This window comes from Pseudomonas sp. MYb541 (genome assembly GCF_037479595.1).
GTDB classification, from domain to species: domain Bacteria; phylum Pseudomonadota; class Gammaproteobacteria; order Pseudomonadales; family Pseudomonadaceae; genus Aquipseudomonas; species Aquipseudomonas canadensis.
The window spans coordinates 264,055-285,743 of record NZ_JBBGYS010000001.1; the positions used below are offsets into that span (position 1 = coordinate 264,055).

General features: G+C 58.7%; 24 protein-coding genes and 1 tRNA gene. 4 read left to right on the plus strand and 21 right to left on the minus strand.

Annotated elements, in window-relative coordinates; genetic code table 11:
• The first annotated feature begins 32 nt into the window (after nucleotides 1-32).
• The 3 genes from gcvT (at nucleotide 33) to WH299_RS01325 (ending at nucleotide 2,348) form a co-directional block, all read left to right on the plus strand.
• A complete protein-coding gene (gcvT, locus tag WH299_RS01315; protein WP_068935011.1) occupies nucleotides 33-1,157 on the plus strand; it encodes a glycine cleavage system aminomethyltransferase GcvT in 1,125 nt (374 codons plus the stop codon).
• Between the two features lie 394 nt (nucleotides 1,158-1,551).
• Nucleotides 1,552-1,764, plus strand: a complete 213-nt coding sequence (locus tag WH299_RS01320; RefSeq protein ID WP_034109143.1) for a cold-shock protein — start codon at nucleotides 1,552-1,554, stop codon at nucleotides 1,762-1,764.
• Between the two features lie 95 nt (nucleotides 1,765-1,859).
• On the plus strand, nucleotides 1,860-2,348 hold the full coding sequence (locus WH299_RS01325; RefSeq protein WP_122728567.1) for an RDD family protein: 489 nt from the start codon (nucleotides 1,860-1,862) through the stop codon (nucleotides 2,346-2,348).
• Nucleotides 2,349-2,363: 15 nt separating this feature from the next.
• Here WH299_RS01325 and nadA read toward each other — a convergent pair whose 3' ends face one another.
• The 21 genes from nadA to WH299_RS01430 form a co-directional block, all read right to left on the minus strand.
• Nucleotides 2,364-3,422, minus strand: coding sequence for a quinolinate synthase NadA (nadA, locus tag WH299_RS01330; protein WP_068935015.1), 1,059 nt, complete (start codon nucleotides 3,420-3,422; stop codon nucleotides 2,364-2,366).
• 234 nt (nucleotides 3,423-3,656) lie between these two features.
• Nucleotides 3,657-5,231, minus strand: coding sequence for a lactate dehydrogenase (locus tag WH299_RS01335; RefSeq protein WP_339549420.1), 1,575 nt, complete (start codon nucleotides 5,229-5,231; stop codon nucleotides 3,657-3,659).
• A gap of 117 nt (nucleotides 5,232-5,348) precedes the next feature.
• Complete coding sequence (locus WH299_RS01340; RefSeq protein WP_339549421.1) at nucleotides 5,349-6,635, minus strand: OmpP1/FadL family transporter; 1,287 nt, start codon at nucleotides 6,633-6,635, stop codon at nucleotides 5,349-5,351.
• 317 nt (nucleotides 6,636-6,952) lie between these two features.
• A tRNA-Lys gene (locus WH299_RS01345) sits at nucleotides 6,953-7,028 on the minus strand.
• Nucleotides 7,029-7,091: 63 nt separating this feature from the next.
• On the minus strand, nucleotides 7,092-7,766 hold the full coding sequence (gene queC / locus WH299_RS01350; protein WP_028617741.1) for a 7-cyano-7-deazaguanine synthase QueC: 675 nt from the start codon (nucleotides 7,764-7,766) through the stop codon (nucleotides 7,092-7,094).
• A 16-nt stretch (nucleotides 7,767-7,782) separates the two neighbouring features.
• The gene (gene queE / locus WH299_RS01355; protein WP_010208116.1) at nucleotides 7,783-8,430 is read right to left on the minus strand and encodes a 7-carboxy-7-deazaguanine synthase QueE; all 648 of its coding nucleotides are present in this window, start codon (nucleotides 8,428-8,430) and stop codon (nucleotides 7,783-7,785) included.
• A gap of 164 nt (nucleotides 8,431-8,594) precedes the next feature.
• Nucleotides 8,595-9,428, minus strand: a complete 834-nt coding sequence (gene ybgF / locus WH299_RS01360) for a tol-pal system protein YbgF (protein ID WP_016975447.1) — start codon at nucleotides 9,426-9,428, stop codon at nucleotides 8,595-8,597.
• Between the two features lie 6 nt (nucleotides 9,429-9,434).
• Nucleotides 9,435-9,935, minus strand: coding sequence for a peptidoglycan-associated lipoprotein Pal (pal, locus tag WH299_RS01365; protein WP_003209827.1), 501 nt, complete (start codon nucleotides 9,933-9,935; stop codon nucleotides 9,435-9,437).
• A 55-nt stretch (nucleotides 9,936-9,990) separates the two neighbouring features.
• On the minus strand, nucleotides 9,991-11,271 hold the full coding sequence (tolB, locus tag WH299_RS01370; RefSeq protein ID WP_032864323.1) for a Tol-Pal system beta propeller repeat protein TolB: 1,281 nt from the start codon (nucleotides 11,269-11,271) through the stop codon (nucleotides 9,991-9,993).
• Nucleotides 11,272-11,288: 17 nt separating this feature from the next.
• Nucleotides 11,289-12,362 carry a cell envelope integrity protein TolA gene (gene tolA, locus WH299_RS01375; RefSeq protein ID WP_122728571.1) on the minus strand — a complete coding sequence of 358 codons (1,074 nt, stop codon included), beginning with the start codon at nucleotides 12,360-12,362 and terminating at the stop codon, nucleotides 11,289-11,291.
• A complete protein-coding gene (gene tolR / locus WH299_RS01380) occupies nucleotides 12,362-12,814 on the minus strand; it encodes a protein TolR (protein ID WP_161630238.1) in 453 nt (150 codons plus the stop codon). Before tolR ends, tolA begins: the two co-directional genes overlap by 1 nt.
• Nucleotides 12,815-12,837: 23 nt before the next feature.
• Nucleotides 12,838-13,533 (minus strand): protein TolQ, encoded by a 696-nt coding sequence (tolQ, locus tag WH299_RS01385; protein ID WP_015885609.1) that lies wholly within the window; start codon nucleotides 13,531-13,533, stop codon nucleotides 12,838-12,840.
• Between the two features lies 1 nt (nucleotide 13,534).
• On the minus strand, nucleotides 13,535-13,990 hold the full coding sequence (ybgC, locus tag WH299_RS01390; protein ID WP_015885610.1) for a tol-pal system-associated acyl-CoA thioesterase: 456 nt from the start codon (nucleotides 13,988-13,990) through the stop codon (nucleotides 13,535-13,537).
• A 139-nt stretch (nucleotides 13,991-14,129) separates the two neighbouring features.
• Complete coding sequence (gene ruvB, locus WH299_RS01395) at nucleotides 14,130-15,188, minus strand: Holliday junction branch migration DNA helicase RuvB (protein WP_003193867.1); 1,059 nt, start codon at nucleotides 15,186-15,188, stop codon at nucleotides 14,130-14,132.
• Nucleotides 15,189-15,800, minus strand: coding sequence for a Holliday junction branch migration protein RuvA (gene ruvA, locus WH299_RS01400; protein ID WP_003175802.1), 612 nt, complete (start codon nucleotides 15,798-15,800; stop codon nucleotides 15,189-15,191). It abuts the gene before it with no gap.
• Between the two features lie 67 nt (nucleotides 15,801-15,867).
• The gene (gene ruvC, locus WH299_RS01405) at nucleotides 15,868-16,392 is read right to left on the minus strand and encodes a crossover junction endodeoxyribonuclease RuvC (RefSeq protein WP_016975450.1); all 525 of its coding nucleotides are present in this window, start codon (nucleotides 16,390-16,392) and stop codon (nucleotides 15,868-15,870) included.
• A gap of 157 nt (nucleotides 16,393-16,549) precedes the next feature.
• On the minus strand, nucleotides 16,550-17,296 hold the full coding sequence (locus WH299_RS01410; protein WP_071489392.1) for a YebC/PmpR family DNA-binding transcriptional regulator: 747 nt from the start codon (nucleotides 17,294-17,296) through the stop codon (nucleotides 16,550-16,552).
• 135 nt (nucleotides 17,297-17,431) lie between these two features.
• Nucleotides 17,432-19,207, minus strand: a complete 1,776-nt coding sequence (gene aspS / locus WH299_RS01415) for an aspartate--tRNA ligase (RefSeq protein ID WP_028617743.1) — start codon at nucleotides 19,205-19,207, stop codon at nucleotides 17,432-17,434.
• A gap of 107 nt (nucleotides 19,208-19,314) precedes the next feature.
• Entirely contained in the window at nucleotides 19,315-19,536 is a 222-nt protein-coding gene (locus WH299_RS01420; protein ID WP_016975453.1) for an FmdB family zinc ribbon protein, read from the minus strand.
• 168 nt (nucleotides 19,537-19,704) lie between these two features.
• Nucleotides 19,705-20,037 carry a ribbon-helix-helix domain-containing protein gene (locus tag WH299_RS01425; RefSeq protein WP_028617744.1) on the minus strand — a complete coding sequence of 111 codons (333 nt, stop codon included), beginning with the start codon at nucleotides 20,035-20,037 and terminating at the stop codon, nucleotides 19,705-19,707.
• 180 nt (nucleotides 20,038-20,217) lie between these two features.
• Entirely contained in the window at nucleotides 20,218-20,691 is a 474-nt protein-coding gene (locus WH299_RS01430) for a Dps family protein (protein ID WP_122728577.1), read from the minus strand.
• A 415-nt stretch (nucleotides 20,692-21,106) separates the two neighbouring features.
• Here WH299_RS01430 and WH299_RS01435 point away from each other — a divergent pair.
• Nucleotides 21,107-21,689, plus strand: a 583-nt coding sequence (locus WH299_RS01435) for a cold shock domain-containing protein (protein ID WP_339549422.1), incomplete at its 3' end; no start/stop codon positions are given.

Genomic DNA, 21,689 nt, shown 5'->3' on the forward strand with positions numbered 1-21,689 from the left:
AGGCGCGCCAGCACGTTTTTCAGGAGCTGAATATGTCCACCGAAACCCTGTTGAAAACTCCATTGCACGCCCTGCACATCGAGCTGGGCGCACGCATGGTGCCCTTCGCCGGCTACGACATGCCGGTGCAATACCCGTTGGGCGTGATGAAGGAACACCTGCACACCCGTGATCAGGCCGGGCTGTTCGACGTGTCCCACATGGGCCAGATCCGCCTCACCGGGGCCAATGCTGCTAAAGCCTTGGAAACCCTGGTGCCGGTCGACATCATCGACCTGCCGGTGGGCATGCAGCGCTACGCGATGTTCACCAATGACCAGGGCGGTATTCTCGATGACCTGATGGTGGCGAACCTGGGTAACGACGAACTGTTCCTGGTGGTCAACGCCGCTTGCAAGGACCAGGACCTGGCACACCTGCGCCAGCATATCGGTGACCAGTGCACCATTGAGCCGCTGTTCGAAGAACGCGCACTCCTGGCCCTGCAAGGTCCGGCGGCGGTGAAGGTACTGGCGCGCCTGGCACCGGAAGTCACCAAGATGACCTTCATGCAGTTCGCCACGCTGCGTCTGCTGGGCGTGGACTGTTATGTCAGCCGTTCGGGCTACACCGGCGAAGACGGCTTCGAGATCTCCGTGCCTGCCGCCAATGCCGAAAGCCTCGCGCGCAGCCTGCTGGCCGAGACCGAAGTACAGGCCATCGGCCTGGGTGCCCGCGACTCGCTGCGCCTGGAAGCTGGCCTGTGCCTGTACGGCCACGACATGAACGCCGACACCACGCCAATCGAAGCCAGCCTGCTGTGGGCGATCTCCAAGGCCCGCCGTGCCGACGGTACGCGTGCCGGTGGCTTCCCGGGTGCGGACAACATCTTCACCCAGCAGCAAACCGGTGTGAGCCGCAAACGAGTAGGTTTGTTGCCACAAGAGCGCACGCCCGTACGTGAAGGCGCGGAAATCGTCGACGCAGACGGCACCGTGATCGGCAGCGTGTGCAGCGGTGGCTTCGGTCCGACCCTGGGCGGTCCGCTGGCCATGGGTTACCTGGACAGCGCATTCATCGCGCTGGATACCGAAGTGTCTGCGTTGGTACGTGGGAAAAAGGTGCCACTTCGTGTAAGTAAAATGCCATTTGTGCCGCAACGTTACTACCGTGGCTGATTGACTGTTTCTATAAGTAACGCGATTGCGTTAACGCGCACTAATTTGTAACGCAATCGCCATAAAACAGTGCACTCCCGATAGTCTTTCTTATAGGGACCAAGCTATAACAAGTGATCAACTCTATCGAATAAGTGGGATCCACTACATCCACCCAAGTGCCATAAGCCCTAGCAAAACCTGGGCTTTTGGCAGGGCTTGTTTTTTCTCTATTAGTTGGCGTAGAGTTTATCCACTGTGTTTGCATGGGTCGCTTGGAACCTGGACCTGGGCAGTAGCTGAAGTAGTTGCGCTACAACCCGTTCGACGTCTCTTACTTTCCTGCAACCCAGCCCAGTACTCTTTCATGCGAAAGGGGCTGTCATTAATTTTTAGCGTCAAAGGAAAGAAGAAAATGTCTGATCGTCAGAGCGGTACCGTCAAGTGGTTTAACGACGAAAAAGGGTTTGGTTTTATCACTCCAGAAAGCGGTCCGGATCTGTTCGTGCATTTCCGCGCTATTCAGGGCAACGGCTTCAAGAGCCTGAAAGAAGGCCAAAAGGTCACTTTCAAAGCCGTGCAAGGCCAGAAAGGCATGCAGGCTGACGAAGTACAAGCAGAAGGCTGATCCTTGCTGCGACAAAAAGCCCCTGATGGTGACATCAGGGGCTTTTTTATATGCGTATGCTCGTAAAATGGCTTTTTTAATCAGAGAGCCCTGCCATGTCAAAACCCCTGCTGAGCCCCCAAGGCGAGTTCCCCGCCGTTGGCCTGGGCCGTCGTCTGGCAGCGATGTTCTATGACTTCCTGTTGTGCACTGCCCTGCTGATCGTCACGGCGTTTATCTACAAGCTGATCTGGATCGCGTTTGTCGGCGAGGCGAAGATGCGCACCCTCACCGAATCCGGCGCGCTGGACGGCGACCCGTTGTTGTCGACGATTCTATTGTTTGTGCTGTTCGGCTTCTTTGCCAAGTTCTGGACCCATTCCGGGCAGACCCTGGGCATGCAGGTGTGGGGCGTGCGCGTACAGAACGCTGACGGCTCGCGCATCAGCCTGTGGCAGGCGCTGTTGCGCTTTGTGGTGTCGATTGCGTCGTGGTTGTGCGTGGGGCTGGGGTTTATCTGGTCGCTGGTGGATAAGCGCAAACGCAGCTGGCATGACATCTATTCCGACAGCCAGCTGGTTCGTATCCCCAAACAGAAAAAGTAACCGGCTCCTGCAAGGTTATGCGTTGCCGGCCAGCTTGAGGCGGGCGGCCTGGGTGAAATCCAACATGCGCTTGAGCGGGCGCACTGCCTGCGGAATCACTGACGGCTCGACGAAGATCTCGTTGCTGCCCTCACGCAGGCACTGCAGCGTGCGCTCCAGCGTGTTCATCGCCATCCACGGGCAATGCGCGCAACTGCGGCACGCCGCGCCGTTGCCAGCGGTAGGCGCCTCGACAAAGACCTTATCCGGACACAGCTGCTGCATCTTGTAGAAAATGCCGCGGTCAGTGGCGACGATGAAGGTTTTGTTCGGCAGGCGCTGAGCGGCAGCAATCAATTGACTGGTCGAACCTACGGCATCCGCCAATTCGATCACCGCCGTCGGCGACTCAGGGTGCACCAAAATCGCTGCATCCGGGTACAACGCCTTCATGTCTTCAAGCTGCTTGGACTTGAACTCTTCGTGGACGATGCAGGCACCGTCCCACAGCAGCATGTCGGCACCGGTCTGACGCTGGATATAGGTGCCCAGGTGCTTGTCCGGCCCCCAGATAATCGTCTCGCCGTTGTCCATCAGGCTTTCGACGATTTCCAATGCACAGCTGGAAGTCACCACCCAATCCGCCCGGGCTTTGACCGCCGCCGAGGTGTTGGCGTACACCACCACGGTGCGCTCGGGATGCTGGTCGCAGAACGCCGAGAATTCCTCCACCGGGCAACCCAGGTCCAGGGAACACGTGGCTTCCAGGGTGGGCATGAGGATGCGTTTTTCCGGGGTGAGGATCTTGGCGGTTTCGCCCATGAAACGCACGCCGGCGACCAGTACGGTCTTGGCCGGGTGGGCGGCGCCGAAGCGGGCCATTTCCAGGGAGTCGGAGACGCAGCCACCGGTTTCTTCGGCCAGGGCCTGGATCACCGGGTCACAGTAGAAGTGGGCAACCAGCACCGCGTCTTGAGCCTTGAGCTCGGCGGCGATGGCAGTACGCAGGTTCGCCTCTTCTGCGGCGCTGAGGGCCTTGGGCTGCTTGGCGTCGAGATGGGCTTGAACCAGAAGGCGTTCGGAAATTTGCGTCATGTTCGCAAGACCTGCAGGCGCAGTTGCGCGAAAGTCGAGTGTACCACCGGCTCTGGAGCCCTTCGGGCGCCGCCGGACGAAGTGATTGTGTTCATCAAGCACGGGTTAAAGTGAAGCTGCGCAAGGCTACAGAATATCCAAGGCTTTCAAAAGCCTAATCTGGCATTCGCCGGTGCGTCTGTCGGGCAAAAAAAAGGCGCCTCCATCACTGGAGGCGCCTTTTTTACAGCCGTATCAGCGTGCCAGTGCGGACGGATCTTCCTGCAACATTACCGAAGCATGCAGGCTGGCCAGGGCTTCCTTAACAGTGGACTCCTCCAGCGCATCCTTGGACTTCTTGCTTTCCTTGGCGGCGTATTCGAGCAGCACCAGGTAGTCGCGCTTGACCGACGCCTCTTTCGGCACCGTGGTGTCTTCCACCAACTTGCCCATCACATACTGCTGCGTGCGGGTGTTCTGGCTGGCACTTTGATCGAGGGTTGCCCTGGCTAGCAGGCCGTCCTTGTAGGAGAGCTTGGCCGAGCTGCTGGCCCTGTCCTGCACTTGTATGTAGCGATAGTTCTGCGACTCTGCGTTGCCGTCCAGGGCAGGCGCTTTGCCGCCCTTGAGCCCTTTATGGAAACTCGCGGACAGGCTCGACTGCTGGTCCTGGCTGACACTGCGATCCAAGGTGCTGGTGCCGCCGACGCGGGTCTTTTGCGAAACCTCATAGGCGAAACTGTCCACCTCAGACGGACGCATCGGGTTCGGCGATTCGCTGGCCTGTTTGATGGATGCCTTGAAGTCCGCCAAGCCGGTCAGCAAGCCCTGATCGGTTGAGTTGCGCGTCAACGCTTCGGGCAGAGTAACGCCCTGTGGATAATGGCTATTCATGGCGCTGAAGGCGTCTTTGAACATCGCCATCAGCTCTGGCTTGGCACTGCCGCGCTCCTGTGCCCGGTCGAATTGGGCGAGATAGCTTTGCAGGGCCTTGGCCTGTTGCTTGGCGTTGCCGAGGATCGCGGCGTTTTTCAGGTCGACGGCCAGGTTCAACTCGCCGAGCGGCCCCCCCATGCGGGTGGTGCGGCTTTGGCTGTCGGCATGGAACGCCAGGCTCAGGTCCTGGCCGTCCAGGGATTTGAGCTTGGCATTGAGGTCCACCGACGCCAGCAACTTGGTATCAAACTGCGTCAGTTGGCTCAGGTCGAGCTTCGGCGGCGTTGCCGTCAATCCATCCACGGCGGACTGGAAGGCGCTGCCCAGTTTGCCGACGGCCTTGAGCTCCTCATCGCTCAAGGTGCCACCGTCTACCGTGGCCTGCACACCCAGGCCATCGGTCTGGCTCGAGAGGCTGAAGGTGACGGTCTTGCCGCTGGCCGTCTTGATGCTGAGGCTGACCAGGTTGTCGGCCTTAGTGTGCAGCAGACCCTGATCAACTTTGATTTCACCTGCGTTCGCCGCGCGGTCGGCACTCGCGAACATCACCGACTGGGAAACCCCTGCCCCGCCCTTGGCGAACTGCGCAATCAGGCCAGCACCCAAGCCACTGAAGCGGTTGGCCGTCGACTGCGAATTGAAGTTGGCGTTGAGCGATTTGCTGAGCGCGTCCTGGCTGTCACTTTCCCAGGCGCGCACGGTCTCTTGACCCGGTAATTGCCCGCGACGGGAATAGGTGTCGGAAAGCGTATCGGAGACGACGTTGCCCAGGCTGACGACTGAAGAGGGCCTCTTCAGGCTGACTTCAATGTTGTGCGTCTGGGTTGCAGGCGGCGTTTCTGTCGGACGGGCGATAAGCGTATTGCCGGTATTAATAGGCGAAAGCGTGGTCATGACGATCCCTGTCTTGAGCTGGACAATGCTCAATTTAACCAAGACTTCGATCGATTGACAGCACATAGATAGCAAAGAGCCACGCCAAAAAGCTGGCTCCTTGCGATTTTGCGAACATCAGAAGCGGTAAGTCACCGACCCGCCGAAGCCATTGGCGCTGTTCTCGTACTTGGCATCGTAGGTCAGGCCCACCTGGGAAAGGTTCTGATGGACCTTGATCGGCTCTTCCTTGAGGTAGGAATACGCCACATCGAAGGTCAGGTTGTCGACAGGCGTCCACCCGGCGCCCAGGCTGAAAACAGTGCGGTCACCCGTAGGAATCCGCACGGAACGGTCGGTGTTATTGGTCGGCGTCTGGTCCACCGAGAAGCCGGTCCGTAGCACCAGTTGTTTGTTGACCCGATACGCCGCGCCGATGGCGTGGGACCAGGTGTCATGCCAGTGCTGTTGCTCGGTGATCGAGCCAAGGCCACCAAATTGAGCAGTGAGATCGGACACGCCATCGTTGTTGATCGTGATCTTCTTCAACTGGCTCCAACGGGTGTAGGTGCTGCCGAGGTAGAGGGTCCAGTCGTCATTCAGTTGATGGGTAACCGAGAAATCCACCGAGGATGGCGTGGTGACGTTCAAACTGGCGTCATAGTGCTGGGGCCCACCGTCGAAGGCATCGGAAATCACCCCGGAGACGTGGGTCTTGCCGGTGAGGTGGTAGACCACCTGCGAGTGGTAGGTCACGCCGATACGCGTACTTTCGAGGGGTTGCACCAGGATACCGGCGTTGAACCCGGTGGCGTTGTCATCACCTTTGACTTTCACGCTTTCGCCAGCGCCGCCACCCAGTGGCACATTGGAATCCAGCTCGCCGCTGATGCGGTTGAAGGTCGGGCCAAAGCCTACCGAAATCTTGTCGTTGAATGCGTAGCTGACGGTGGGCTGCACGGTGATGACCGACACCTTGCTCTTGTTGCCGAAGCCATTGCCTTGGAAGCTGTGCTCATAGTCGGTCACCAGGCCGAACGGCGCATAGATACCTAAACCGAACGCCCAGTGCTCATCGATAGGCGTGACCAGATACCCCATCGGCACGGCAATGCCGGGCACCATATCGCCCTTGTTGGTGCCTGGGTTGTCGGCACCGAACTGTGAGGAACTGGCGTCCTTGATGTTGGTTTTGGCATCAAGGTAAGTCGCACCGAGGCTGACTTCATTCTGCTTCAGGCGAGACATACCGGCGGGGTTGCCGAACACGGTACTGGCGTCTTCGGCCGATGAGGAACGACCGGCATAACCCGTGCCCATTGAACTGATACTTTGTTCATTGAGCGCGAAACCACCGGCGAACAGCTGGGTTGAGGCAAGGGAAACGGCGAGCGCCAAGGCGCCTTTAAGAGTTTTGTTATTCATTATTAGGACTCGAATTGTGGGGCAGCGACGAGGAAGCTACCAACGTTCGAGCGAGGGGTTTATGAAGAGTTTTTCATGCGGGTGATTGTCGGACAATCCTAGGGAATTCAAAGACTTTAGCTGTTTTTTCATTCCCAATAATGACCTTGAAGCCCGATCATGACCCAGTGGTTTTGAACAGAGCCTGACAATGGCCCGGATACAAAAAACCCCAGGCACTTTGTATGCCTGGGGCTTTCTCTGTATTCCAACAGGCAAAAAAAAACCCGGAAATCCTCACTTGCGTGGGCCTTCCGGATTTTCTAAACCGCCAAAAATGGTGGGTCGTGTGGGATTCGAACCTACGACCAATTGGTTAAAAGCCAACTGCTCTACCAACTGAGCTAACGACCCGCTGTGTGGTGGCGCGTATAATACTGATTTCTAAGGATTATTCAACACCTTATTTGAAATAAATCAGAAATAACGCGTTGGGTCAGTAATTCCGGCCGCTTGGAAGCCTTCTGCACGCAGTCGGCAGCTGTCGCATTTCCCACAAGCACGACCGTCATCGTCTGCCTGATAGCAGGAAACAGTCAGCGAATAATCGACACCAAGTCCTACGCCCGCCTTCACGATATCGGCCTTGCTCAGGTTTTGCAGCGGCGCCAGGATACGGAAGCCCTGCCCTTCTACACCGGCCTTGGTCGCCAGGTTGGCCATGCGCTCGAACGACTCGACGAACTCTGGGCGGCAGTCCGGGTAACCGGAGTAATCCACTGCATTGACGCCGATGAAGATGTCGCGAGCGTTGAGCACTTCTGCCCAGCCTAGGGCCAGGGACAGGAACACGGTGTTGCGTGCCGGCACGTAGGTCACCGGGATGCCTTCGCTGGGCGCTTCCGGCACATCGATGCTGCTGTCGGTCAGCGCCGAGCCGCCGATGCCGTTGAGGTTCAGGCCGATCACCTTGTGCTCGACCACGCCCATCTCACGGGCGACACGCGCGGCGGCGTTCAGCTCGGCGCGGTGACGCTGGCCGTAGTCGAAGCTCATGGTGTAGCAGCTGTAGCCTTGCGCCTGGGCCATGGCCACCACGGTGGCCGAGTCGAGGCCGCCGGACAGCAGGATTACCGCGCGTTTTTGATCCATGGTGTGTTCAGTCATATCAGCGTCCTGGCTCGTCGTTCCAAAGGTATTTATGCAGCTGCAATTGCAGGCGCACCGGGAGATTGTCCGCAACCACCCAATCAGCGAGGTCGCGTGCGTTCAGGTCATGGTGGCTTGGCGAAAACAGTACTTCGCCTGCGCGGCGGTCCAGCCCGTATTGAATCAGCTTGGAGTTCGCCCAGTCGTAGTCGTCGCGGGAGCAGATCACGAACTTGACTTGATCGTTGGCCGTCAGCAGCTCGATGTTCTCGTAGCGGTTACGGTGCGCTTCCTTGGAGTCGGGGGTCTTGAGGTCGACCACGCGGCTGACACGGGGGTCGACCGCAGAGATGTCCAAGGCGCCACTGGTCTCCAGGGAGACCTCGTAGCCGGCATCACACAGCTGCTTGAGCAACGGGATGGCATTGGGCTGGGCCAACGGCTCGCCGCCGGTCACACAGACGTAGCGCGGCTTGTAGCCGGCGACCTGCTCCAGGATGTCATCGAGGGTGCGCACCGTGCCGCCACTGAAGGCGTAGGCGCTGTCGCAGTATTGGCAACGCAAGGGGCAACCGGTCAGGCGCACGAATACTGTGGGCAGGCCAGCCGTTCGCGTTTCACCCTGCAACGAGTAAAAGACTTCGGTAATACGTAATGTGTCTTGCATAGTCGCCACGGGCGTAACAGCTAAACAGGCTGTCCGCCTCCGTCAGGCACTTTGAGGGACCCCGCCAACGCGTAGACCCCAAAAAGCGTGTTTCATAAAAGGGCGTGGATTCTAACGAAAAAACCCGCGCCAGGCGCGGGTTTCTTCTGAACGGGCTGCATCGCTTACAAGCGTTGCAGATCCCGTTGGGCCAACTGGGCAGCGGAAGTCCCCGGATATTGGGCCACAACCTGCTGCAGAATGCCTTTGACCTTGTCGGTATGACCCAGGCGGCGTTCTACGTCAGCGAGTTTGTACAGCGAATCCGGCACCTTGGCGTGCTTGGGGTACAGCTGGCTGACCTTGGCAAATGCCTGGCCCGCGCCCTGTAGATCACCCTTGGCCAAGTTGACTTCACCCAACCAGTATTGGGCGTTGCCCGCGTACTGGCTGTTCGGGTATTTACGCAGGAAAGCGGTAAATGCCTGGCTGGCCTTATCGAAATCCTTGGCTTTGATCAGGTCGAAGGCTGCATCGTAATACAGCTTTTCCTTAGCCGGATCACCCGGTTCGCTGCTCGCGGCAGGGGCTTGGCTGGCAGCCGCCCCTGCTGCTGCACCACCGGCAGCAGCGCTTGGCGCGCCACCGGCAGAAGAATTATCAGGAGTTGCGGCAGGTTGAACGCCGGCTCCAATGCGTCGATCAAGATCCTGGTAACGCTCCAGGCCTTCTTGCTTCAGCTGGTTCACTTGGTTCTGCAGTACTTCAATGGTGCCTTGTTGCTGCGCCAGTTGATCCTGCATACGTTGCAGCTGGTTGAACAGTTCGCCCTGTGCCGAGGGAGCGGACGTAGCCGCTCCCCCCGCATAGGCGCCGTTCGTGCCATAACCTGCTGGCGGATAACTGCTCCCGCTATTGTTATAGCCAGAGTTGCTATCTTCCACAGGAACCGCAGCCCACACCGCAAGCGGTGCGAGGCTGAGAGCCAATACAGTTAGAGCACGACGGCACGTTCGCATGACGAATTACTTACGCAGTTCGACGCGACGGTTTTGAGCCCAGGACTGCTCGTCGTGGCCAGTAGCAACTGGACGCTCTTTACCGTAGGAAACCAGTTCCAGTTGGCCTGGAGCAACACCTTGCAGTACCAGGTAGCGCTGAACGGCTTTCGCACGACGCTCGCCCAGTGCCATGTTGTACTCACGAGTACCACGTTCGTCAGTGTTACCTTCCAGTACAACGCGAGCGCCGTTAGCTTTCAGGTCCTTCGCGTGAACGTCCAGAGCGCGCATGGCTTCTGGTTTCAGGTCCGAACTGTCGTATTCGAAGTAGAAAGTGGTGATAGCGCGCAGAGCAGCTTCTTCGCTCAGGGAGCCGTCAACCGCACCAGTGTTAGCGCCGTAACCAGCGTTTGGATCAACAGCTGCGCCTTCACCGGCATTGTCGCCGCCTTTAGACGAGCAACCAACGGCTACGGACAGAGCCAGAGCCAGAGCAGCAAACTTACCAAACTTCAGCATTTCCATCGTGAAACTCCTAATGAACCCCAGTGTGTTAAGTACTTCTTTTTGTAGCGCCGCGTCAGTTCAGGTAAGGGGACCAGGATGGTTCTCTGACTTCGCCTTGTGCGGTAGGAAGTGGGAGCCTTACGCGTCCATTTATGGACACGAGCATCAAGACTCCCCGGCCCTGCTGGCGGGTGGCGTAGATTACCATGGTGCCGTTGGGCGCAACAGTGGCTGACTCATCAAGGTTGGTATCTGTGAGGATTTTTACGGTTCCGCGCTGCAAATCCTGGGCCGCAACCCGGAAATTAGTGAAACCATCCTGACGGTGAATCATCACCAACGTCTTTTCATCGGCCGAAAGCTTAGGGTTGGCGTTGTAGTTACCGATAAAAGTAACACGCTCTGCCCCACCACCATTCACGTTCGCCTTGTAGACCTGTGGCTTGCCGCCTCGGTCAGAGGTGAAGTAGATGGTCGAACCATCCTTGCCCCAGAACGGTTCGGTGTTGATGCCCGGGCCGCTGGTTACGCGGGAAATCTGGCGCGAAGCCATGTTCATCACGTAGATATCCGGGTTGCCATCCTTGGACAGCACGAACGCCAGGCGCGAACCATCCGGCGACCAGGCCGGTGCACCGTTGAGGCCTTCGAAGTTGGTGATCTGCTCACGACGGCCAGTATCAATGTGCTGGACGAAGATACGCGGACGCTTCTGCTCGAAGGACACGTAGGCAATACGCTTGCCGTCCGGCGCGAAGCGCGGCGACAGGATTGGCTCACGAGATTGGAGCAAGGTCACAGCCCGTGCACCGTCGTAGTCCGAGCGCTGCAAAGTGTAACGAGTGTTGTCTACAGAGAAACGTTCAGCCGTTACGTACAGCAGACGCGTCGAGAAAGCACCCTTGATACCGGTGAGCTTTTCAAACGACTGGTCCGAGATGTAGTGGGCCATGTCGCGAATCTGCTCGGCAGTGCCCGACACGCTGCCGGTCAAGACCTGCTGTTCGGTCGCCACGTTGAACAAGGTGTAGGTGATTTGCAGACGACCACCGGCCGGCGTGATATTGCCGACCATCAGGTACTGCGCACCCACCGCTTTCCAGTCGCGGAACACGACTTCGCTGGCCTGGTTTGGCTGGCTGATCATGTTGCCTTTTGGAATCGGTGCGTAGTAGCCGGAGTTGCGCAGGTCGTCACTGACGATCTGGGCCATGTCGTCCGGCAGCACGCTGCCGCCCTGCCAACCGAACGGTACTACCGCGATCGGGGTGGCCCGGTCGCTACCGCTGGTGACCAGGATGTTCTTTTCATCCGCCGCCGCTATCCCTGCCATACAGCAAATAACGACAAGCATTCCTCGAAGAAGGTTTCTCACAAGGCTAGATCCTCAGGTGTGAATGTCATCTTGAATGAACGATAGGGAGCGAAGTCGCTTGGTTTCATTCCCTGCATCTCGGTCAACCGGCCAATATTCTTGACCGCGGCAACCGCCGAACTGTCGAACGAACCGTCACCACTGGACTTGGACACGCTGACCGAAGTCACCGTACCGTCCGGCAACATGCCGATCTGCAGCACTACTGTCATGCCTTTACGTGCCGAAGGTGGACGTGTCCATCCTTCTGCTGCCCGCGCCCGAATCAGGTCGTCGAAACTGCCCGCGACTTCATCACCACGTTCATCGGCCAAGGCTTGCTGACGCTGCGGCGTGTCGGAGAGCAAGTCTGCCAAGGCCTGGGCCTTTTTCTCTTCGGCGGATTTGCGCGCTGCTTCCTGGGCCTTTTTCTTCTGGGCGTCGGCGGCAGCTTTCTTCTTCGCGTCGTCGGCGACTTTTTTCTTCGCCTCGTCTGCTTCAGCTTTTTTCTTGGCGTCTTCGGCGGCTTTCTTCTTCGCGTCTTCGACTATTTTCTTCTTGGCTTCTTCAGCGGCCTTTTTCTTGGCCTCTTCTTCAGCAGCTTTCTTGGCTTCTTCTTCAGATTTCTTCTTGGCTATATCAGCCAATTGTTTCTCTTCAGCCTTTTTAGCTTCGGCAGCTTTCTCGGACTTCTTGGCTTCATCAGCCTTTTTCGCCTCGTCAGCTTTCTTGGCTTCGTCAGCCTTTTTCGATTCCTCGGCCTTTTGAGCCGCCTCTTCTTTCTTTTGTTCCGCAGCAGCCTTCACCGCTTCCTGCTCGACCTTCTTCTGTTCCATCTGTTCGACTTCAGTCTGGCGCGCAGCCGACTTCTGGGCCTCACCCGCAATCTTCTGATTGGTCTGGGTGGTGGCCTGACTTTTCGATTTCAGCTGATACAGGGTCGCCTGCACGATCGGCTTGGCTGGCGGCAGGTCCGGGGTCATGGCAAAGCTGACGAACAGCATGCCAAACACCAGGACGTGCAGGGCAATTGCCCAGACGCTAGGCCAGAAGAAGCTTTCCGAGGCGGACGGCTCTCGCTGTTGCTGCATCAGGGCGCCTCGGTAATCAGGCCAACGTTACCCACGCCGGCCTTCTGCAGTCCGCCCATGGCGCCCATGACAGAGCCATAGTCGACCACTTTGTCACCACGAATGAAGACCTGGGTGTGCTTGCCACCTTCATTGCCGGAGCGGATGATTTTGGTCACCGCGTCGGTCATCTGCGGCAAGGTCATGGCCTTGTCCTGCTGTTTCTGGGTATCGACTTCGCTGCCAAGGTTCCAGTAATAGGTCTTGTCAGCCTTGATCGAAATGGTCAGGACCTGGGTGTTGTTGTCTTGCGGCAAGGCTTCGCTGGAAACCTTGGGCAGATCAACCTTCACGCCCTGATTGAGCATCGGCGCGGTCACCATGAAGATAACCAGCAGCACCAGCATCACGTCGATGTAAGGCACTACGTTCATCTCGGCGACCGGCTTGCGCTTTTTGCGAGCTCGAGCGATTAAAGCCATTGGGAATTACCTGCTTATTCTTCGCTGGTGTGCACTTTACGGTGCAGGATCGCCTGGAATTCATCGGCGAAGGTGTAGTAACGGCCGATCAACGTTTCGCTGGTGGCGGCAAAACGGTTGTAGGCAATTACTGCGGGGATAGCAGCAAACAGGCCGATCGCGGTGGCGATCAGGGCTTCGGCAATACCTGGAGCCACGGTGGCCAGGGTCGCTTGCTGGGCCTGGGCCAGGCCACGGAAGGAGTTCATGATCCCCCACACGGTACCGAACAGGCCGATATACGGGCTTACGGAGCCAACGGTGGCGAGGAACGGCAAGCTTTGCTCAAGCTTCTCTTCTTCACGGGAAATAGCGACGCGCATGGCACGGGCCACGCCTTCCATCACAGCTTCCGGGTCAACACCTGGCTGCTGGCGCAGGCGTGAGAATTCCTTGAAGCCGGCGCGGAAGATCTGCTCGACGCCCGAATCCGGGTCCGGGTTGCTGCCCGCCTGACGGTAAAGCTTGGACAGGTCGATACCCGACCAGAAGCGCTCTTCAAAGCTCTCCAGGGCACGTCGACCGGCACGCAACAGATTGCTGCGCTGAAAAATCATGACCCAAGAGGTAACCGATGCGGCTACCAGGGTCAGCATGACCAGTTGAACCACAACACTGGCATTGCTGACCAGGCTCCACATGGAGGAATGGTCGACGACGGTAGGTTCCACGCTAAATCTCCTGCTTTGATTGTTTACCCGCGCCGCTTACGTCGGCAAAGGCCGCACGTAGAGCTTCGGGAATGGCCCGGGGTTTCAAACTATTGGTGCGCACACAGGCCACCAGGAACTGCCCCTCACAGAGCAGCGTTGCATCCGTTGCCCGCCTGACCTGCTGCTTGAAACGCAGGCTGACACGGTTCAATTCGATTACTTCAGCGCTGACCAACAGTTCGTCGTCCAGCCGCGCCGGCGCGTGATAGCGCGCCTCGCTGGAATGCACGACGAATAACAGGTCCTCCCCTGCCAGCTGGGATTGGGCAAAGCCCAGCTCCCGTAGCCGCTCGGTTCGAGCCCGCTCCATGAACTTGAGGTAGTTGACGTAATACACGATGCCGCCCGCATCGGTGTCCTCGTAATAAACGCGACAGCGATGTGCGAACGACTGATCCCCGTTTTGCGCGCGCATACTCTAGTGCTTACTCCTCAGGTTGCCAATCCGGCTGGGCAACTGTTTTTTAATCCATCGAAACATTTCGAGTGACTGGATGACGTCACCAGCCACTAGGACAGCACAAACCTCGGATAAATCGTCTGGCGTTAAGCTTTTAATCGTCCACTGCATCGAGGAATTCGTCTACTACAGGCATCTCGCCCAATCGTGACGGAATGTTTAACCCGAAGTGCAGATAGGCGTGGCGCGTGACGACTCGCCCCCTCGGAGTACGCATGATGTAACCCTGCTGGATCAGATATGGCTCCAGCACATCCTCGATGGTATGGCGTTCTTCACTGATGGCCGCGGCCAGGCTGTCGACGCCTACCGGCCCGCCGTCGAACTTCTCGATCATGGTCAAGAGTAGACGCCGATCCTGGTGATCGAAGCCATGCTCATCCACATCCAGCAGGTTCAACGCCAGATCGGCCACCGCCTTGGTGATATGCCCCTTGGCCCGCACCTCGGCAAAGTCCCGCACACGGCGCAGCAGACGGTTGGCGATCCGAGGCGTACCACGGGCCCGGCGGGCGATTTCAAACGCGCCTTCCGGGTCCAGCGGCAAACCGAGAATGCTCGCCGAACGACTGACGATGGTCGCCAGGTCCGCCGTGCTATAGAACTCTAGACGTTGAACAATGCCGAAACGGTCTCGCAACGGGTTGGTCAACATACCGGCGCGGGTGGTGGCCCCCACCAGGGTGAAAGGCGGAAGATCGAGCTTGATCGAACGGGCCGCCGGGCCTTCGCCAATCATGATGTCGAGCTGGAAGTCCTCCATCGCCGGGTACAGCACTTCCTCGACGATCGGCGAGAGCCGGTGGATCTCGTCGATAAACAGCACGTCATGGGGCTCGAGGTTGGTCAGCAACGCCGCCAGATCCCCCGGACGCTCCAGCACCGGGCCGGAGGTGGACTTGATCGATACACCCATTTCTTGGGCGATGATGTTGGCCAGGGTGGTCTTGCCCAACCCAGGCGGCCCGAAGATCAGCGTGTGGTCCAGGGACTCACTGCGCCCGCGCGCAGCCTGGATGAACAACTCCATCTGCTCACGCACAGTGGGCTGACCGATGTATTCGGCCAGGCTCAGGGGGCGGATGGCGCGGTCCTGGACCTCTTCACGGTCGCGCGGGCCAGTGGCTGCAATCAGACGATCAGCTTCAATCACTTAAATCATTCCCTTCAGGGCGCGGCGGATCATGTCTTCACTGCTCAGGTTCTTGTCCTTGATGGCCGACACGGCCTTGCTGGCTTCCTGTGGCTTGTAGCCCAGGGAAATCAGCGCGCTGACGGCATCGCTTTCGGCGCTGGCAACCTGGCCCGCCGGCATATCCGGCTGATTCGGCACCAGGGCGAACATACTCGGTACCACTTCCCAGGCTTTGAAGCGGTCCTTGAGTTCCACCAGCAGGCGCTCGGCAGTCTTCTTGCCGACACCCGGCACCTTGGTCAGCGCGGACGTGTCCTGGGCCGAAACGGCTCGCACCAGCTCATCCACTTCCAGGCTCGACATCAACGCCAAGGCCAGTTTCGGGCCCACGCCGTTGAGGCGGATCAGCTCGCGGAAGAAGTCACGGTCGCGCTTGCCGATGAAACCATAGAGTAGTTGCGCGTCTTCGCGCACCACCAAGTGGGTGTGCAGGGTAATCGGCTCACCGACCGACGGTAGGCGATACAGGGTGGTCATGGGCACTTCCAGCTCATACCCCAGCCCGTTTACATCCAGAATCAGGTGCGGCGGCTGTTTCTCAGCCAGGGTGCCGCGCAAGCGTCCAATCACGGTTCAGATCCTTAAAGCTTGGGGTCAGCGCATGGCCTGACCGGAAATTACGATTGCGCTGATGCTATCAGAGACGCAGCCGCCCGCCACGACTGCGTGCCGTACCCAGCCCATGAGGCAGCAAGCTGGAACGGGTGTGCGCATGGCAAATGGCAATGGCCAGGGCGTCGGAGGCGTCGATCTGCGGTTTTGAAGTGAGCTTGAGCATGTGCATGACCATCATCTGCACCTGCTCTTTATTCGCCGCACCGGTGCCGACCACGGCCTGCTTGACCTGGGTCGCCGTGTACTCGGCGATCTCCATGCCCTCCTCCGCCCCGGCAACGATGGCAGCGCCACGGGCCTGGCCAAGCTTTAACGCGGAGTCGGCATTTTTTGCCATGAACACCTTTTCGATGCCCATGGTGACCGGTCCGTAGGTCTGGATCACCTCACGCACGCCGCGATAGACGATCTGCAGGCGCTCGGCCAACTCGCCCGCGCCGGTGCGGATGCAGCCCGAAGCGACGTAGACACAGCCGCGCGGGGTCTGTTGCACCACGCCAAAACCGGTGATGCGCGAACCGGGGTCGATACCTAGGATTAAAGTCATAACGCCTGCGGGTTGGGTAAACACATTTTTTGATACCGGGGAGGCCCATTGTGGGAGGGGGCTTGCCCCCGATGACAGTGTGTCAGTTATCTCTCAATCGACTGAACCACCGCTATCGGGGGCAAGCCCCCTCCCACATTTAAAACTACATTGCCCTTCAGCCTAGCTGTTCGGCTACAGACTCAGGGATGTCGGCATTCGAATACACGTTCTGCACATCATCCAGGTCTTCCAGCATATCCAGCATCTTCAGCACTTTCTGCGCGCCATCCAGGTCCAGCTCGGCACTGGTGGTCGGCAGCATCACGATTTCCGCGTCGGTGCCTTTGAAACCCGCGGCTTCAAGGGCATTGCGCACGGCATAGAAGCTGGCGAACGAGGTGAACACGTCGATGGAACCGTCTTCATTGGTCACCACGTCGTCGGCATCTGCCTCCATCGCCGCTTCCATCAGCGCGTCTTCATCCGTGCCGGGGGCGAAGGTGATCTGCCCCTTGCGCTCGAACAGGTAAGCCACCGAACCGTCGGTGCCAAGGTTGCCACCGCACTTGCTGAACGCGTGGCGCACGGCTGCCGCGGTACGGTTGCGGTTGTCAGTCATGCACTCGACCATCACCGCCACGCCGCCCGGGCCGTAGCCTTCGTAGCTCAGTTCGACCATATCGTCGGTATCGGCAGCACCGGCGCCACGGGCCACGGCGCGGTCGATGATGTCGCGGCTCATGTTGGCGCCAAGCGCCTTGTCCAACGCCAGGCGCAGACGCGGGTTGGAGCCGGGGTCACCACCGCCCTGGCGGGCGGCGACGGTCAGCTCGCGGATCCACTTGGTGAAGATCTTGCCTTTCTTGGCATCCTGACGCTCTTTGCGGTGCTTGATGTTCGCCCACTTGGAATGGCCAGCCATAACACAACTCCGAAATTCTATAGAAACCTTGATCAACCCCGCCCCAGGCGAGGAATAGTCCTTTAACGCAAAGGCGCATCCGAAGATGCGCCTTTTTAGACTGCGTAAACCTCAGTGCGCTTTCACGCAGCAGCCTTACTCAGCCTTAGGCGTCTCACGCAGGCGGATGTGCAACTCGCGCAGTGCCTTGGCATCCACCACACCCGGAGCCTGGGTCATGACGTCCGCAGCGCTCTGGGTTTTCGGGAAGGCGATCACTTCACGGATCGACTGGGCGCCGGTCATCAGCATCACCAGGCGGTCCAGACCGAACGCCAGGCCACCGTGCGGCGGCGCGCCGTATTTCAGGGCGTCGAGCAGGAAGCCGAACTTCTCTTCCTGTTCCGCTTCGTTGATGCCCAACAGGCGGAAGACCGCTTGTTGCATCTCCTTGCGGTGGATACGGATCGAACCGCCACCCAGCTCAGTACCGTTGAGCACCATGTCGTAGGCGCGGGACAGCGCGCCCGCAGGGTTGGCTTCCAGCTCGGCCGGGGAGCACTTCGGCGCGGTGAACGGGTGGTGCAAGGCGCTGAAGCTGCCGTCGTCGTTCTCTTCGAACATCGGGAAGTCAACGACCCACATCGGGGCCCATTCGCAGGTCAGCAGGTTCAGGTCGTGACCCAGCTTGATGCGCAGTGCGCCCAGGGCCTCGCTGACGATCTTGGCCTTGTCGGCGCCGAAGAACACGATATCGCCGTCGACTGCACCGACGCGGTCGAGGATCGCGTTCAGGTTGTCCAGCGGGATGTTTTTGACGATCGGCGATTGCAGGCCGTCAACGCCATTGGCGCGCTCGTTGACCTTGATGTACGCCAGGCCCTTGGCACCGTAGATGCCGACGAACTTGGTGTAGTCGTCGATCTGCTTGCGCGGCATGCTCGCGCCGCCAGGCACGCGCAGGGCGGCGATGCGGCACTTAGGGTCATTGGCCGGGCCGCTGAACACCTTGAAGTCGACTGCTTTGAGTTGGTCGGCCACGTCCACCAGTTCCAGCGGGTTACGCAGGTCTGGCTTGTCGGAACCGTAACGGCGCATGGCTTCTTCGAAGGTCATGTGCGGGAAATCGCCGAACTCCAGGTCCAGCACTTCCTTGAACAGATTACGGATCATCTGCTCGGTCAGGCCCATGATCTCTTTCTCATCGAGGAAGCTGGTCTCGATATCGATCTGGGTGAATTCCGGCTGGCGATCAGCGCGCAGGTCTTCGTCACGGAAGCACTTGGCGATCTGGTAGTAACGGTCGAAGCCGGCCACCATCAGCAACTGCTTGAACAGCTGCGGCGATTGCGGCAGGGCGAAGAACGAACCTGCATGGGTACGGCTCGGTACCAGGTAGTCACGCGCACCTTCCGGGGTGGCCCGGGTCAGGATCGGGGTCTCGACGTCCAGGAAGCCGTTTTCGTCGAGGAAGCGGCGGATGCTGGTGGTCATGCGCGAACGCAGGCGCAGCTTCTCGGCCATTTCCGGACGACGCAGGTCCAGGAAGCGATAACGCAGGCGGGTTTCTTCGCCGACGTCGGAGTATTCGTTGAGCGGGAACGGCGGGGTTTCCGATTCGTTCAGCACTTCCAGTTCATAGCCCAGCACTTCAATGCCGCCGGAGGCCATGTTCTTGTTCACGGCACCGGCCGGACGCAGGCGTACCTTGCCGGTGATCTTCACGACGTATTCGCTGCGCACGCGATCGGCGGCGGCGAAGCTCTCGGCGCGATCCGGATCGAACACCACCTGGGCCAGACCATCACGATCACGGATATCGAGGAAGATCACCCCGCCGTGGTCGCGGCGACGGTGAACCCATCCGCAAAGGGTGATTTCCTGACCTTCCAGGGTCTCGTTCAGTTGGCCGCAATAATGGCTGCGCATCATGGTAGTGGTTTCACTTCTCGTAATTCGAAATTCGGTGGAGGCTTGCCTCGTCACCGTACATTAAAGCAGGGGACGGATAATGCAGGAGCCTGCGCGTAGAGTTCAACTCAGTCTGCTTTGTCGCCGCCCGCCAGGTTCTTCTTCGAGCCGGTCTTGAAGTCGGTCTCGTACCAGCCGCTGCCGCTCAGGCGGAAGCCTGGCATGGACAACATTTTCTTGAGCTGCGGCGCTTGGCAGGCCGGGCAATCGACCAGCGGCGCGGCGCTGATCTTCTGAATGGCTTCCAACTGATGACCACAGGAAGCACATTGATAGTCGTACATGGGCATGGCGATGTCTCGGCGATCAGAACGTTACTGCGCCACGCCTGCTCCGGAACAACCCGGCACGCGCAGCAAAGCGCGGGATTATATCTGGTAAATCGAGGTAGCGCAGCCGGCTTTCTGCCCATGGGCCTTGCCCGCCTTAAAGGAGGACATGACCCCGAAGCCCGGTAGCTAAGAAGGTTGAACACGCTCTTTCAAGGCGTGAACCACACACACCACCCTGACCAACCCACTGAAGTTCTTCACGCCGCCATGGCGCAAGTGCACTTCCCGATCCACATAGGACAGCAACGCACTGACCGAACAGGCATTGATCCTGGCGATTTCCGTGAGGATATTCCAATAGATCTGCTCCAGCCGCAGGCACGTGGAAAACCCGTTGAGCCTCACTGACCGGGACAATGGCTTGGCCAGTCCCATGTCGAACCCTTTAACAAAGGGGTCGACCTTTATTTTATGAAAACCACCGGTTTCCATGACTCCATTACCCACTCCGCGTGACATACACCTGACACTCCATTGCCAAACAGCCGCCCATGGGGTGTCCCATTGGGCAATCACCCTATAAAACAGCAGGCAGAGTGCGGCAGCCAGAAGACGCGGAGTTGATCGGCGTAGGACAACGCCAGGAAATGCGTGGAAACAAGCAAGCGGCGCCAGGAAGGCGCCGCTCAGGCCAGTTGTTTACTGATTTTCGAGCAGGGAACGCAGCATCCACGCGGTCTTTTCGTGAACCTGCATGCGCTGGGTCAACAGGTCGGCCGTCGGCTCATCGCTGACCTTGTCGAGCAGCGGGAAGATACCGCGCGCGGTGCGAGTGACCGCCTCCTGGCCTTCTACCAATTGCTTGATCATGTTTTCAGCACTCGGCACCCCTTCTTCTTCCTTGATGGAAGAAAGACGGGCGTAGATGGAGTAGGCACCCGGTGCCGGGAAGCCCAGGGCACGGATACGCTCGGCAATGGAGTCCACGGCCAGCGCCAGCTCGTTGTACTGCTCTTCGAACATCAGGTGCAACGTGCGGAACATCGGGCCCGTGACGTTCCAATGGAAGTTGTGGGTCTTCAGGTACAGTACATAGGTATCCGAAAGCAGTCGCGAAAGCCCGTCGACGATGGATTTACGATCTTCTTCACTGATACCGATATCGATTGCCATGTTTATCCCCTTCAATTGACAAGCATTCATTGATCCGGTGCAGGACCACTCTAGCAAGTGTGCCGGTGATGCGCAGCCCGGCGCGGCAATTCGTCCCGCCTTGGCCTGCCAGAACGACACGGCCCAAGCCTTCAGTCCATGTGGGAAACATCCCAGCAGGCTGTTGGAAAAGCCCGCACGTGTCTAGGACAAGCGTTTGACGCAGAAATGCCGTCACCCTTGCAATACCCCGAAATGCTTGATTTGAGTAGGCACAGCCTTTGCTGTTAAATAGGCAGCGTGTCGACGCCGTTATTTTCTGCGGCAGCGGCATAGGCTGATACCCCGCGCACGTGCCCAACGCCTCCCATTGTTCAGAAGCGAACCGTGCCAGTCAGCTCTTCCTTGTGATCCGTCTTAACGTGAGTTAATCAAAATGTTGAAAATCGTCCACCTGCTAACGGGCGTTGCAGCTTTGCTGCTGTCCTTTATCCCGAGCCTGCAGCCTGAAAGCCTGCCGTATCTGGAACAAAACGACGCTCTGTACCTGGCCTTGTTCGGCCTTCTTAACCTGACGCTGGCACCGGTGATCCCTTACTGGAACAAAGGCACGCGTCATCAACTGCAAAATCTGGTCAGCGCGCTGTTAGTACTGACTGTCGTCGTACAAACCCTCACCCTCCTGGCCCCCATGCCTGAAGTCGGCGGCCACCCGGCCATCCTGCTCAGCCTGGTGATTGCTGTGGCCGCCATTGTTCTTCACCTGGCCATCAGCTTCTACCGTTCGTCCCCTGCGGCCTCGTCGCAAACCTACGACATGACCAATCGGGATACCGGTACCGTCAAGTGGTTCAACACATCCAAAGGCTTCGGCTTTATTTCCCGTGATTCGGGCGACGATATCTTCGTCCACTTCCGGGCCATTCGCGGCGAAGGCCATCGCGTCCTGGTGGAAGGCCAGCGTGTGGAATTCTCCGTCATGAATCGCGACAAAGGCCTGCAGGCCGAAGACGTGATCG

Bases quoted from the DNA above. Each gene is read 5' to 3' on its own strand.
- queE (WP_010208116.1), bottom strand. From the start codon at position 8,430: ATGCAAGACACATTACGTATTACCGAAGTCTTTTACTCGTTGCAGGGT.
- WH299_RS01425 (WP_028617744.1), bottom strand. From the start codon at position 20,037: ATGTCACGCGGAGTGGGTAATGGAGTCATGGAAACCGGTGGTTTTCAT.
- WH299_RS01410 (WP_071489392.1), bottom strand. From the start codon at position 17,296: ATGGCTGGCCATTCCAAGTGGGCGAACATCAAGCACCGCAAAGAGCGT.
- gcvT (WP_068935011.1), top strand. From the start codon at position 33: ATGTCCACCGAAACCCTGTTGAAAACTCCATTGCACGCCCTGCACATC.
- tolB (WP_032864323.1), bottom strand. From the start codon at position 11,271: ATGCTTGTCGTTATTTGCTGTATGGCAGGGATAGCGGCGGCGGATGAA.
- aspS (WP_028617743.1), bottom strand. From the start codon at position 19,207: ATGATGCGCAGCCATTATTGCGGCCAACTGAACGAGACCCTGGAAGGT.
- WH299_RS01335 (WP_339549420.1), bottom strand. From the start codon at position 5,231: ATGACCACGCTTTCGCCTATTAATACCGGCAATACGCTTATCGCCCGT.
- WH299_RS01325 (WP_122728567.1), top strand. From the start codon at position 1,860: ATGTCAAAACCCCTGCTGAGCCCCCAAGGCGAGTTCCCCGCCGTTGGC.
- ybgC (WP_015885610.1), bottom strand. From the start codon at position 13,990: ATGCGCGCGCAAAACGGGGATCAGTCGTTCGCACATCGCTGTCGCGTT.
- WH299_RS01420 (WP_016975453.1), bottom strand. From the start codon at position 19,536: ATGCCCATGTACGACTATCAATGTGCTTCCTGTGGTCATCAGTTGGAA.
- ybgF (WP_016975447.1), bottom strand. From the start codon at position 9,428: ATGCGAACGTGCCGTCGTGCTCTAACTGTATTGGCTCTCAGCCTCGCA.
- WH299_RS01340 (WP_339549421.1), bottom strand. From the start codon at position 6,635: ATGAATAACAAAACTCTTAAAGGCGCCTTGGCGCTCGCCGTTTCCCTT.
- ruvC (WP_016975450.1), bottom strand. From the start codon at position 16,392: ATGACTTTAATCCTAGGTATCGACCCCGGTTCGCGCATCACCGGTTTT.
- nadA (WP_068935015.1), bottom strand. From the start codon at position 3,422: ATGACGCAAATTTCCGAACGCCTTCTGGTTCAAGCCCATCTCGACGCC.
- queC (WP_028617741.1), bottom strand. From the start codon at position 7,766: ATGGATCAAAAACGCGCGGTAATCCTGCTGTCCGGCGGCCTCGACTCG.
- pal (WP_003209827.1), bottom strand. From the start codon at position 9,935: ATGGAAATGCTGAAGTTTGGTAAGTTTGCTGCTCTGGCTCTGGCTCTG.
- WH299_RS01430 (WP_122728577.1), bottom strand. From the start codon at position 20,691: ATGGCAATCGATATCGGTATCAGTGAAGAAGATCGTAAATCCATCGTC.
- tolA (WP_122728571.1), bottom strand. From the start codon at position 12,362: ATGCAGCAACAGCGAGAGCCGTCCGCCTCGGAAAGCTTCTTCTGGCCT.
- WH299_RS01320 (WP_034109143.1), top strand. From the start codon at position 1,552: ATGTCTGATCGTCAGAGCGGTACCGTCAAGTGGTTTAACGACGAAAAA.